Here is a 12,559-nt window from a genome sequence, read left to right on the forward strand (position 1 = left end):
CTAGCGAGGCTGCATACGAATGGCACCGTCCAGACGGATACACTCGCCATTCACGTAATCGTTTTCGGCAATGAACACGGACAGATGAGCGATCTCCTCGGCGCGACCCAGTCGGCGCGGGTAGCAGACACTGCTGGCCAGCGAGTTGTAAGCCGCTTCCGGCAGGCTCTCGAACAGGGGCGTGTGAATCAGGCCGGGAACAATCGTGTTGACCCGGATGCCATAGCTGGCCAGATCGCGCGCCATAGGCAGCGTCATACCGACAATGCCACCTTTGCTGGCACTGTACGCTAACTGGCCGACCTGCCCTTCCATCGCCGCAATAGACGCCGTATTGATGATTACGCCCCGGCCGTCATCACCGTTGACAGGTGAATTCTTGGCCATCTGCTCGGCGGCGTAGCGGGCTACATTGAAGGTGCCCACCAGATTGACGTTGATCACCGGCAGGAACTGATCCAGCGGGAAAGGGCCATTCTTGCCCAGGGTTTTGCAGGCACTGCCGATGCCGGCGTAGTTGTTACAGATATGCAGGGCGCCAAACGTTTCAACTACGCCTGCCACGGCGTCACGCACCGACTCTTCATCGGCCACGTTGACATTCCAGAACGCGACATTGTCGGCGCCGAGGTTGTTGATGACGTCCTGCGCATTGGCCTCGTTCATGTCGAAGATGGCGACCTTGACGCCCTTGGCGACATAGGCCTCGACGGTGGCCCGACCCAAACCGGACGCTCCGCCTGTGACGATGGCTACTTTTCCTGTCAGATCCATGATGTTCTCCTGCTGGTCTATTGTACGTTGCGGTGGTCAGAAATTCCGTGTGTTGAACGGCGTGTAGTTGTCCGACAGGCAATCGCGGCTGATGATAATCTTCATCACCTCGGAACTGCCCGCATAAATGGTTGCAATCTTGGCGTCCGTGCACTGTCGACTGATGGGGTATTCATCCATGAAACCGGCGCCGCCATGCAGCTGCACACCCAGATCTGCCGCGGCAATTTGCAGCTCGCTGGTGACCAACTTGGCCTTGGCGGCATCCACAGCCGTCAGGGCGCCATTATTGAACGCGCGCACGCACTGGTCGACATAAATCTGTGCGATATCCAGTTCTGTGCGCATTTCCGCCAGCTTGAACTGGGTATTCTGGAACGCCGCCAGCGGCTTGCCAAACGCCCGGCGTTCGCGCACAAACTCCGCCGTCAAATCCCAGGAGAGCTGCGCGGCGGACAAATAGCCACAAGCACCGATCAGGCGCTCCTCGGCTAATCCTTCCATCAGATAGATGAAACCCTTGCCCGGCTCACCCAGCACATTGGCCTTGGGCACCTTGACGTCGTTGAAGAACAATTCCGCCGTGTCCTGCGCCTTGAGCCCCATCTTCTTCAGGTTTCGGCCACGTTCGAACCCCTCCATGCCACGTTCTACAAGAAACAGCGTCATGTGGTGAGGGTTGTTTTCGGGATCGGTCTTGGCCGCAACAATGACCACATCGGCGTTAATGCCGTTGGAGATGTAGGTCTTGGAGCCATTCAGCACCCAGTGGTCACCCTGCTCAACGGCGGTGGCGCGCATGCCGGCGAGGTCGCTACCGGCATCGGGCTCAGTCATGGCGATGGCAAGTATGCGCTCGCCGCTTACGCAGCCGGGAAGAAAGCGCTGGCATTGCTCCTCACTACCAAAGCGTGTGAAATACGGACCTACCAGACGACTGTGCAAGGTGCTGTACCAGTCGCCGGCACGCGCGTAGGCGGTCTCCTCGATGATGATCTGTTCAAAACGGAAGTCGGGGTCACCCATGCCGCCGTACTTCTCTTCTGGCCACACCATCAGGAAACCCTGATCGCCCGCTTTGCGAAAAGCGGCGCGATCGACAATACCCGCCTCTCGCCAGGCCTCCATATGTGGCACAATCTCCGCAGCGAGAAACTTGCGGTAGGCATCACGGAACATGTTTTGTTCATCCGTAAAATCGCGTTGCAGCATGCTTTGTTGCCTCTGGTAGTTGGCGGATTAAAACGACAGTATGGTGAGCACGGAACCCGCCAACAATGACCCGTGCAGACAATTTTATTGACCTAAACTAACAGCCATCTGCGACCGAGCCCAAGTCCGACATGACGAGCAGCCTGCTTGATACAATCACCCCCCTCCTCTGCGGCGCCATGCTGGCGCTCGTCGGCGCACAGCTGTTCATTCTGCACGTACTGAGCGGCGTGCGCACACCGCCGCGAGGTCTGGGCCTGTTCACCCTGTACTTCCTGTTGTTGCTGCTGGCGGTGGCCGCCGTGTCGGTGGCGCAATTCACCGCTTTCAGCCTGCCGCCAGGCGTCGCCTTTGCCGCCTCGCTGCTCAGTAGCAGCCTGCTGCTGCTGGCCGGGATGCAGCGCAGCGAAGCCCGCACCGGCCGCGCTGCCATCGCTACATTGGCAGGGACCGCCACGCTGGGCCTGCTGGCACTGCAAGCGCAACACGCTGCCCTGCTCTACACGACCGCCAGTGCAGTGCTCGGCGTCGCCATTGCCCTGCTGCATGCACGCCGCAGCTGGCGTGGCGGCAACGCGGGTGACGTGCTGGTCGCCCTTGCGGGGGTTGCCCTGACCCTCGCAATGCTGGAGTCGCTACGCCTGCTGCTGAGCCCGGCGGCCATGCCGTTTGGCGGTGTCGCGGCGGCGTTGCACGGCGCTGCCCATGTGCTGGTGATGCTCGGCTATCTGGTGGCGATGATGCTGGAGCAACAACAGCAACTCCTGCGCATGAATACGCTGGACCCTCTAACCCGCCTGCTCAACCGTCGCGGCCTGGAAAGCGCGCTGCATGTCACCCTGGCCAACGCCGCCCGGCACGGCCAGCCAACCGCGGCAATCATGCTGGACATTGACCATTTGCGACAGTTGAACAGTAACTTTGGCGACGGCGCAGGGGACCGCGCACTGCAACAGGTGTCGCGCTGCCTGGAGACCGAATGCCGCGCGAGCGATGTCATCTCCCGCTACGACGACGACACGTTCCTCGCGGTGCTGCCGAACTCCACGCTGGAGGGAGCGCGCAATCTCGCTGAACGTATCCAGGAACACCTGGCGACGAAGGGTTTGCATATCGATGATCACCCCATCCCGCTGACGGTGAGCCTTGGAATAGCCGATGCCCGCGCCGAGGGCACGCTGGAGCAGCTTTGCGCGGATGCGCGACGCGCCCTGATGTTGGCCAAGCACACCGGTCGCAACCGGGTGGCCGCCGTGGAGCACCGGCCGCTGCAGATTTCGCGCAATGGCGGGAAGACCTGATGCGCGACCTGTCCATTTCGGTTTATTTCGCGCGCGCGGTGCTACGCAACGCCGTGGCGATTGGTCTCGATCCGATGGAGCTCCTGCGCAAGAACCGTATCTCTCCGCGCCTGATGCTGGAAAAGGGCGCGCGTATTTCCATCGAGCGCTATGCCAACCTTCAGGTAAGCACCATGCTGGCGATGCAGGACGAAACCCTGGGATACTCCACGCGGCGTCTGCCCATCGGCACCTGGTCCATGATGTGCCATGCTGTTATCGGCTGTGAAACGCTGGGCCAGGCACTCAATCGCTACTGCCGCTTCTTCCAGCTCTTCGAATCCTCCCCCTGGCCCTGCTTTATCGAAGAACCCGACCAGGTGAGCTTGCGCCTGCAAGCCCAGGAGGGCACCACCCTCGAAGCCTGGCCCGTTGAGTTGATGCTGTTCAATGCCCACCGCTTCAGCAGCTGGCTGGTACAGGAACACCTCCCCATCCAGGCGGTGAACCTGGCCTACGCGCCGGCCGCACAACCGGAAGACTACCGTCACATGTTTCTGGCCAACCCGGTGTTCTTTGAAGCACAGCACAGCGAGCTGGTGTTCTCCCGAGCGCTGATGGAAAAGCGTATCACCCAAACCGAGCAGGGTCTGCGGCACTATCTGCGACACCCGGCACTGATGATGCTGACGCAGGATTTTCCGCGCAACAGCTGGACAGCCCGGGTGCGTGACCAGATCCGCCACAGCCTGCAGGAAATGCCCGAGCTTGGCACCGTGGCCGACGCTCTGGATATTCATCCGCAGACCCTGCGCCGGCGCCTCGCCGCAGAGGGCGCTACCTTCAAGGACATCAAGAACCAGCTGCGTCGCGATACGGCCCTGCATTTTCTCGGCAAGCAAGGCATCTCTATTGAAGAGATCGCACACCGCTCGGGCTTTTCCGAAGCCAGCGCATTCATCCGCGCTTTCAAAAGCTGGACAGGGCTGACTCCCTACACCTACCGCAAGGGCTTGTAGGCACCCACTGCGACCCGGCATCAATTGTCGTATAGTGATGGCTCACGATAGATTTCGGAGGTCGACCCGTGCGCAGTGCCGTTAAAGGCCTGATCATCGCCTACACCGTATACCTCGCCTGCAGCATGCTGATCCTGTTGCCGGCACTCAATATCCTGCCGCATCGATTCCTGCAGGACCAGTATGGCCGCCAATTGAATACCGAGCTGATTCTGTTCAATCCATTCACGCTCGCGCTGCAGGTGCGTGAGGCCGCCCTCAGTGAGCCAGACGGTGAGCCCTTCATGGCCTTCAGCTACGCCGAGGTAAACCTGTCGCTGACCTCGCTGATCCACGCCAGCCTGGTGCTCGATAAAGTCGCTCTGCAAGATCTCTCGGTACACCTGCGCCGCGAAGAGAATGGCCAGCTGAATATTGCCGATTTCCTGCCCGCTGACAGCCCGGATGACGACGAGCCCGATGCACCACTCCCGGGTATCACCATCGCCGACCTGGCCCTCAGCGCGCGCCGTATCGATTTCACGGATAACAGCCATCCGCAGAACTACAGCACACATATCGATGACTTCAGCCTGGCGGTGACCAATCTGTCTACCGTGAAGGAGGCGGGTCAACCTTATCGACTGAGCGCAAACACCGAAGGCGGAGGTCAGGTGCTGTGGGAGGCAGAGGTCTCACTGCCGGCAAGTCAAAGCAGCGGCCGACTGCAGTTGACAAACATTGACCTGCGACCGGCGTGGCGGTTCGCACGCCCGTGGGTCACCTTCGCGCTGGCGCGAGGCCAGCTCGATATGGGACTCGACTACACGCTTGATTGGTCCGATGCCCTGCATTACACCCTTGCGGGGGGCACACTGGGTATTCGAGACGTGTCGTTGACCCCGGGCGAGGATGCACAGCTGCCCGACACCGGCATTGCGCTGCAGGCGCTGAACCTTGCGGGCTTCAGCGTCGATAGTGCACCGCAAACCGCGACCCTGGATTCACTGAAAATACGCGGGCTAGAGGTCAGTGGCTGGAGCGAAGGCAGCCGCGTCAGCCTGGCCGAGATGCTGTTGCCCCCACCCGGCGACGCAGAGGCAGACAGTGCGCCAGAGCCACCGACAGAGCCCGCTGAATTCGACTGGTCGCTACAGCTGAAACTCGCGGAAATGGAGCAGAGCGCCCTGCACTGGCGCAGCGAATTCACCGAGCCGGCCCTGCTGCAGGTAACACCGCTGACCGCCGAACTGCGTGATGTGCGCTGGCCCGCCAGGGAGCCATCGGCCTTCTCCCTGTCGCTGGCAATCAATGATGCCGCCAAATTCGATCTCGCGGGCGCCCTGCATGCCGGCACCGGCGAAGGCGATGTCGCTTTCGCGCTGGAGTCCCTGCCGCTGGCCTGGTTTGCACCCAACCTGCCCGCGGTGCTGCGAGCCGAGATCGGCAGCGGCGAAGCGCGTACCGCAGGCACCGTACGGCTGGAGAAATTCCTGCCCCAAACTGTCAACGCCGACGGCGCCGTCATCGACTTTTCCATGCGCCTGCGCGGAGCGGACGATGCGCTGACGCGCTGGGACAGCGTGTCCTGGACGGGGCTCGATGTGCAGCCACTGGCTCGCAGTGTGAACCTGAACGAGCTGCACATAGAGGGCTACCAGGGACGTCTGCACATACAGGAGGACGGGCAGCTCAATGTACAACGACTGTTGGCGCAGGAGGCCGCAATAGAAGCCCCGCAAGCGCCGCCCAGCGAAGAACCCGAGCAACCTGCCGATACCACACAGGAAGCACCCTGGACGGTGGAGCTACCTGCGATTTTCGTGTCCAACAGCACCTTGGATTTCCTCGATGAGTCGCTGCCGATCCGTTTCCGCACGGTGGTCGGTGATCTCGATGGCAGCATCACCGGCCTGAGCAGCCGCAAAGGGCAGCCTCTGGAGGTAGACCTGAAGGGGTCGGTGGATGGTTATGCACCAGTGACGTTCTCCGGCACCGCGAGCCCCCTGCAGGAGCCGCCCTCACTGGACCTCAGGCTGCGCTTTCGCGGGCTGGATATGGCCCGCCTGACGCCCTATTCAGGGACCTACGCAGGCTATGCCATCGAAGACGGCGTGATGACTGTTGACCTGCGCTATGGCCTGGAAAACAACCGCTTGCAAGGCAACAACCAGATCGTGATTGACCAGCTCAAGCTCGGAGAGCGCATTGAAAGCAGCAAGGCGCTGGACCTGCCGCTCCGCCTGGGCATTGCCCTGCTGACCGACAGCAACGGCGTGATTGATCTTGCAGTACCGGTCAGCGGCGATGTCAACAATCCCCAGTTCAGCCTTGGCAGTGTCATAGCGGGGGCTTTTGTCAATTTGCTCACCAAGGCCATCACCGCACCCTTTGCCCTGCTGGCAAACCTGGTGGGAAGCAGCGAGGACCTGGACACCGTGGACTTTGCGGCCGGCAGCAGCGAACTGGATGACCATGGTCAGGGCAAGTTGCGGGATCTGGCTGCAGCGATGCAGCAAAGGCCCGAGCTGTCTTTACAGATCAGCGGCAGGCTGGAATTGGACAGTGACCGCACTCAGTTGCAACGCCAACTTGCCCGCTCAGCGCTGCTCGACGCCGGGCTGAGCGAACAGGACATCCGCGACCGCACCCGGGCCTGGGAGGACGTGGTGACAAATCTCTACGCCGAACTCCCCGCGGCAGAACCCACCGACGCCGATGCAGAGGGCCCGTCTGTGCTGCAACAGGCGCGGATACTCCGCGATCAGTGGCCGGTGCCGGATGAGGCACTCACCACACTCGCCACGCAGCGCGCCACCACCACGAAGGATTTCCTGCTCAATGAAGGTATCCCGGCAGAGCGACTGGGCGTCACTGCCAGCGAAGAAGAGAGCACCGAGAAGCGCTTTAGCGGCGTGGAGCTGGCGATAACGGTGGACTGAAGCGGCGCCGGCCGTCAGCCGGCTGGGCGTAGCACGCCACTGCAATAGCGGCACAGGTAGCGAGCGCGCCCCTCGCGCATGCGGTTGTGACGCACGGTGGATACCGCGTGCTCGCGACAACCACAGTGGTAGGGATGGCGGCGCTGGCGACGCATCGGCACACCGTCCAGCGCAAGATCGAACGTCACCCGGGGCGGACGCCCAAACAACTGCATCACCTGCTGCCACTGCGGCCCGTGCGGCTTCAGGCGTCGACGCGGATAACGCATATGAACCACATAGTGTGCGACTTCGTGCGGTACCGTGTGTTGCAGGTTTTCGTCGAAGTGACGGGCAAAAATCCAGGGGTTGTAGCGAATACTGCAGCTCGCTCCCTGCACCCGGAACATCCCCGCACTGCCGCCACTTAAGTCAAAGAGCACGGTGGGCAGCGCAAGTGGTTGCGCCAACAGGGCCACTGCACGGTCAACCCAGGCCTGGGTTGCAGCGATCACCTGCGCACGTTGCGCCGTGCCAATCGGCTCGATGGGTACGCTGGCGGATTTGTCGTCGCTGCTCATGGGCCCATTGTAACCGCGATGTGCGTGCGGCTTCACCACGCCTGTTCGTGACAGAGTGCCAGCCACTCGCGCAGTGCGGCGGTATGAAATTTCTGCCGGTGCAGCACAATATGCAGGCGCCGCGTGAAATCGCGATGCGGAACCCGCAAGGGTACCAGAGAGCCGCGGGCAAAGGCCTCAACCAGGCTAATGCGCGACAGGCAGCCGACGCCCAGACCCGCCTCCACGGCACGTTTGATAGCCTCGGTGTGCTGCAGTTCAAGGGCCAGACGCAATGCAGGCAGGATGCCATGCATGGCGCGATCAAAGGTCTGCCGGGTACCGGACCCCGGCTCCCGCACAATCCACTCCAGCGACAGCAGGTCATCATCAGTGAGCGCGCGGCGCCGCGCCAGCGGGTGGCCGGGCGCCGCGAACACGGTAAGCTCATCCGCCTGCCAGGGCTCACAGCTCAAATCAGCGTGGCTCAGCTCACCCTCAACCAGGCCGATATCGAGTTCATAGTGTGCCACCTTCTCGGCGATGGCCGCCGTATTGGCCACGCTGAGCGCCACATCGGCCGCCGGGAAGCGCGTACGAAAAGCCGCAATCATGGGGACCGCAAGATAATTGCCGATGGTCAGGGTGGCACCGAGCTGGAGCCGTCCGCTGACCTCTTCCCCCAGCATGCCCTGCTCCAGCGCGCGCGCCCGATCGAGCAACTCCTCCGCTGCGGGGCGCAGCTGTCTTCCCAGCTCGCTGAGGCGCAGCCGTTTACCGAGGCGGTCGAACAGCTGCACATTGAATTGCTGCTCGAGTTCGCGCAGCGAGCCGCTTGCGGCTGACTGCGACATGGCAAGGTCCGACGCCGCCCGGCTGATGTTCTCGTGTTGCGCCGTGGCAATGAACACCTCCAACTGTCTCAGGGTGTAGCGCATAACGGCTCCTATATCGGTTTTACAGCTATCATATATTTATAAAAACTGTTTTACCAATATACACCCCGTGCTTACAGTAGCGCCACTGCATACGACTACTCGGGAGAAAGAACATGGCGACGTTGCTGCGCGAACGCGTTACCGAAGTACACCACTGGACAGACCGCCTGTTCAGCTTCAAGACCACGCGCAATCCGGGCTTTCGCTTCGAAAACGGGCATTTCACCATGATTGGCCTGGAGCGCGAGGGACGGCCGCTGTTGCGCGCCTACAGCATGGCCAGCGCCAACTACGAGGACCAGCTCGAGTTCTTCAGTATCAAAGTGGCTGATGGCCCCCTCACCTCACAGCTGCAGAACATCCGCGTCGGTGACGAACTACTGGTCAACAGCAAGGCGACGGGCACGCTGGTCCTCGACAACCTCCTGCCGGGGCGCAACCTCTACCTCCTGGGTACCGGCACCGGACTCGCCCCCTTCCTGAGCATCATCAAGGATCCCGCCATTTACGAGCGCTTTGAGCGGGTCATCCTGGCGCACGGTTGCCGCAACGTGAGCGAGCTGGCCTATCAGGATGCGATTACCCGTGAGTTGCCGGCGCATGAATACCTCGGTGACGAGATTCGCGGCAAGCTGATCTACTACCCTACCGTCACCCGCGAAGCTTTCCGCAACACCGGCCGTCTGACCGACCTCCTGCACAGCGACAAGTTGCCGGCCGATGTGGGGCTGCCGCCAATCGACCCCGACAATGACCGTTTTATGCTCTGCGGCAGCCCCAGCATGCTGAAAGACATGGGCACCCTGCTCAACGGGCGCGGCTTCCAGGAATCACGCCACGGCAAGGCCGCCCACTACGTCATTGAGCGGGCCTTTGTGGAAAGCTGATTAATCTGCGTCAGCGACCTGCAGGGATTCGCGGAGCTCGCGCTTGAGAAACTTGCCACTGGCGTTTCTCGGCAGGGGCTCCGGCAAAAACCAGATATACCGTGGCACCTTGTAGGGTGAAAGCTGGCCCGCGCAATGGGCCCGCAGTTGCGTGGCGTTGAGCTCGACGCCGGGCTGCAGATACACCGCGGCCCCCACCTCCTCGCCGAGGCGCTCATCCGCTACCGAGAACACCACACACTCCGCCACCGCGTCATGGGCAAACAGCGCGTTCTCGACTTCTGCGCAGTACACATTTTCCCCGCCCCGCAGCACCATGTCCTTGGCCCGGTCGACCAGAAAAATAAATCCGTCCTCATCGATACGCGCGATGTCGCCCGTATGCAACCAGCCGTCGGTGATCGACTCGGCGGTGGCATCTGCGCGGTTCAGGTAACCCTTGATGACCGGCGCGCCGCGCACCCAGAGCTCACCGATAGCGTTGACACCGAGGTCCTCACCCGAGGGCCCCACACACTTGGCCTCCAGCGTGGGCACAGCGGGGCCGACGCTGGACGGCTTGTCGACAAAAAATTCCGCTGACACCGCGGCGATGATGCCTGATGTTTCGGTCATGCCGTAGCCTGTATTCGGTCGCGCCGCCACTGAACGGGCCTGTATTTTCTCCACCAGGTCCGGTTGCAGCGCCGCCCCCCCGCCGCCCAGCACCAGCAGCGACGAAGTATCGCGACGGGCAAAATCCGGGTGCATGAGAATCTCGCGCGCCATCATGGGCACGCCGTTGAATGTGGTAATCGTTTCTTCTTCAATCAGCCGCAGTGCATCCGCCGCATCCCACTTGTACATGTGCACCAGCTTGCCCCCGGCCAAGGTGGTGGCATGCGCCACACAATTATTGGCGGTGACATGGAACAGCGGAGTTGCCAGCAGGGAATTGGGGGCGGGGGAAGAACCCGGCGCTGGTGGCGTTGTGCCCTTGGCCAAGGCCACTGCCATGGGCTGCACGGTGTTGATGAACGCCACATTCATTACATTGGCAACACAGCCCCGGTGCGTGAGGCGCGCCCCCTTGGGGCGCCCGGTGGTGCCTGATGTGTAGAATATACAGGCATCGTCTTCCGGGGCGATCGCAACCGCCGGCAGGTCCGGCCTGGCGTTGATGACCTCAACCCAGTCTGTCGCCCAGGCTGGCGCTTCGTCCTGCAGGCGCACCGCAACGACCTTCATGGTGGAAAAGCGCTCACGGATCTCACTGAACCGCTGCAGTCGCTCGCGATCACAGATCAGCACCCGTGGCACCGAATCCTCCAGAGCAAATGCCATTTCCTGCGCAACCCACCAGGCGTTCATCCCCACCACCACAGCTCCCATGGATGTGACCGCCCAGTAGGCGAGCATCCACTCGGGATAATTGCGCATGGCGATCGCCACCCGGTCACCGGGGCCAACCCCCGCATCGTGCAACCAGCGTGCAATACTGGCGGTGAACGTGTGGGCTTCGCTGTAGGTACAGCGCTCGCCGCTGAATACCAGGTAATCCTTGTCTGCGTGCCCGGCGGTGCTCAACCAGATTTCGCGCAGCGAAGGCGGCGCGTGGCGGAAGGTGCGAATCGGGACACTGCCCACCGTCTCGGTTGTCACCTCAAACGGCTGCCCCGGCCCTGTCAATTCCTGCCATGCCTGCTTCAAATGCTCGTACACAGTAAAACCTCTGTTAGACTTCTGCTGGTGAGGAAGCGGCAGCATACCCCGAGCCGTTGGCATGCTCAACGCTCGTCCACGGTGTCGGCGCAGGTCAACAATATTGTCGCCCCGCGTCATTGTTGCAGCCCTCGCGGCGCGCCAGACTACACGTTTAATAACACAAGCCAAGGGATCATCATGAGCTCGCAGCAACTGGATACCAGGCGCCTCTCCGCCTACCTGGCAGACCACCTGCCCGACATGGACGACAGCCTTACCGCAGAGAAATTCCCCGGCGGGCAATCAAACCCCACGTTCAAGCTGACCGCGGGCGAGCGCTCCTACGTATTGCGGCGGAAACCGCCCGGTGAATTGCTACCGTCCGCCCATGCGGTCGACCGTGAATTCCGGGTTATCAGTGCGCTGCAGAACACTGACGTGCCCGTGCCCCGAACCCACGTATTGTGTGAAGACGACTCGGTCATTGGCTCAATGTTCTATGTCATGGAATACATGGAGGGCCGTATTCTCTGGGACCCGGTGCTGCCGGATGCCGCAGACAACGCAGAGCGCAGTGCAACCTACGATGCCATGAACGCGACCATGGCAGCGCTGCACAATGTCGACGTCGACGCGGTGGGCCTGTCTGACTACGGCAAACCCGGGAACTACTTCGAACGTCAGCTGGCGCGCTGGACCCGACAATACCGTGCCTCCGAAACCGAAACCGTGGCCAACATGGAAACCCTGCTGACCTGGCTGCCGGCGAACATGCCGGCGGACGACGGCACCGTGAGCCTGGTACACGGCGACTACCGGCTGGACAACATGATGTTCCACCCGACCGAGCCGCGCGTGATTGCCCTGCTCGACTGGGAACTTTCCACCCTCGGCCACCCCCTCGCCGATCTCGCCAACCAGTGCATGGCATGGATGCTGCCGCGCGACAGCAGCATGAAAGGACTGGCCGGGGTGGACCGTGCATCACTGGGCATCCCCACGGACGAGGAATACATCGCGCGCTACTGCGAGCGCACCGGCCGCGCGGGCATCGAGAACTGGAACTTCTACCTGATCTTCTCGCTGTTCCGCCTGGCCGCCATTGTGCAGGGCATCAAGAAGCGTGCGCTGATCGGCACCGCTTCCAGCCAAGAGGCCGACGCGAGGGCAAACCTGGTGGGGCCCCTGTCACAGCTGGCCGTTGACCTCATTCGCTGACGACTGCGACCGCGGCGGCGACTGCGCCGAGTCGCCGCCAAGAGAAGCATCCAGCAGGCGCCACCGCGCGTACATGGAGGCATACCCA

The 12,559-nt window shown here is 61.9% G+C and carries 10 protein-coding genes; 5 read left to right on the plus strand and 5 right to left on the minus strand.

Annotation, left to right across the window (positions count from 1 at the left end; all coding sequences use genetic code 11):
- Positions 1-774, minus strand: coding sequence for an SDR family NAD(P)-dependent oxidoreductase (locus tag G533_RS0102025; protein ID WP_027948519.1), 774 nt, complete (start codon positions 772-774; stop codon positions 1-3).
- A gap of 36 nt (positions 775-810) precedes the next feature.
- Positions 811-1,986, minus strand: a complete 1,176-nt coding sequence (locus G533_RS0102030) for an acyl-CoA dehydrogenase family protein (RefSeq protein ID WP_027948520.1) — start codon at positions 1,984-1,986, stop codon at positions 811-813.
- A gap of 131 nt (positions 1,987-2,117) precedes the next feature.
- On the opposite strand from G533_RS0102030, the gene G533_RS0102035 reads away from it, so the two are divergent.
- The 3 genes from G533_RS0102035 (at position 2,118) to G533_RS0102045 (ending at position 7,206) form a co-directional block, all read left to right on the plus strand.
- Positions 2,118-3,287 carry a GGDEF domain-containing protein gene (locus tag G533_RS0102035; protein ID WP_027948521.1) on the plus strand — a complete coding sequence of 390 codons (1,170 nt, stop codon included), beginning with the start codon at positions 2,118-2,120 and terminating at the stop codon, positions 3,285-3,287.
- Positions 3,287-4,285 (plus strand): AraC family transcriptional regulator, encoded by a 999-nt coding sequence (locus G533_RS0102040; protein WP_027948522.1) that lies wholly within the window; start codon positions 3,287-3,289, stop codon positions 4,283-4,285. The genes G533_RS0102035 and G533_RS0102040 overlap by 1 nt, the downstream gene beginning before the upstream one ends.
- 68 nt (positions 4,286-4,353) lie before the next feature.
- A complete protein-coding gene (locus G533_RS0102045; protein ID WP_027948523.1) occupies positions 4,354-7,206 on the plus strand; it encodes a DUF748 domain-containing protein in 2,853 nt (950 codons plus the stop codon).
- Positions 7,207-7,220: 14 nt separating this feature from the next.
- Here the strand turns inward: G533_RS0102045 and G533_RS20175 are convergent, their stop codons facing one another.
- Both G533_RS20175 and G533_RS0102055 read right to left on the minus strand, forming a co-directional pair.
- Positions 7,221-7,766, minus strand: coding sequence for a SprT family zinc-dependent metalloprotease (locus tag G533_RS20175; protein ID WP_035525901.1), 546 nt, complete (start codon positions 7,764-7,766; stop codon positions 7,221-7,223).
- A gap of 32 nt (positions 7,767-7,798) precedes the next feature.
- Positions 7,799-8,683: a LysR substrate-binding domain-containing protein gene (locus tag G533_RS0102055; protein ID WP_027948524.1), complete on the minus strand. Its 885-nt coding sequence runs from the start codon at positions 8,681-8,683 to the stop codon at positions 7,799-7,801.
- Positions 8,684-8,796: 113 nt separating this feature from the next.
- Here G533_RS0102055 and G533_RS0102060 point away from each other — a divergent pair, with 113 nt between their 5' ends.
- On the plus strand, positions 8,797-9,570 hold the full coding sequence (locus G533_RS0102060; RefSeq protein WP_027948525.1) for a ferredoxin--NADP reductase: 774 nt from the start codon (positions 8,797-8,799) through the stop codon (positions 9,568-9,570).
- Here G533_RS0102060 and G533_RS0102065 read toward each other — a convergent pair whose 3' ends face one another.
- Positions 9,571-11,271, minus strand: a complete 1,701-nt coding sequence (locus G533_RS0102065) for a class I adenylate-forming enzyme family protein (protein ID WP_027948526.1) — start codon at positions 11,269-11,271, stop codon at positions 9,571-9,573.
- 180 nt (positions 11,272-11,451) lie between these two features.
- Here G533_RS0102065 and G533_RS0102070 point away from each other — a divergent pair, with 180 nt between their 5' ends.
- Positions 11,452-12,471: a phosphotransferase gene (locus G533_RS0102070; protein WP_035525903.1), complete on the plus strand. Its 1,020-nt coding sequence runs from the start codon at positions 11,452-11,454 to the stop codon at positions 12,469-12,471.
- Positions 12,472-12,559: the final 88 nt, after the last annotated feature.

Source organism: Haliea salexigens DSM 19537 (genome assembly GCF_000423125.1).
Classification (GTDB): Bacteria; Pseudomonadota; Gammaproteobacteria; order Pseudomonadales; family Halieaceae; genus Haliea; species Haliea salexigens.

What these genes read in the sequence shown, in the direction of transcription:
- G533_RS0102040 (WP_027948522.1), top strand. Translation starts at nt 3,287, where the DNA reads ATGCGCGACCTGTCCATTTCGGTTTATTTCGCGCGCGCGGTGCTACGC.
- G533_RS0102070 (WP_035525903.1), top strand. Translation starts at nt 11,452, where the DNA reads ATGAGCTCGCAGCAACTGGATACCAGGCGCCTCTCCGCCTACCTGGCA.
- G533_RS0102025 (WP_027948519.1), bottom strand. Translation starts at nt 774, where the DNA reads ATGGATCTGACAGGAAAAGTAGCCATCGTCACAGGCGGAGCGTCCGGT.
- G533_RS0102035 (WP_027948521.1), top strand. Translation starts at nt 2,118, where the DNA reads ATGACGAGCAGCCTGCTTGATACAATCACCCCCCTCCTCTGCGGCGCC.
- G533_RS0102055 (WP_027948524.1), bottom strand. Translation starts at nt 8,683, where the DNA reads ATGCGCTACACCCTGAGACAGTTGGAGGTGTTCATTGCCACGGCGCAA.
- G533_RS0102060 (WP_027948525.1), top strand. Translation starts at nt 8,797, where the DNA reads ATGGCGACGTTGCTGCGCGAACGCGTTACCGAAGTACACCACTGGACA.
- G533_RS0102030 (WP_027948520.1), bottom strand. Translation starts at nt 1,986, where the DNA reads ATGCTGCAACGCGATTTTACGGATGAACAAAACATGTTCCGTGATGCC.
- G533_RS20175 (WP_035525901.1), bottom strand. Translation starts at nt 7,766, where the DNA reads ATGAGCAGCGACGACAAATCCGCCAGCGTACCCATCGAGCCGATTGGC.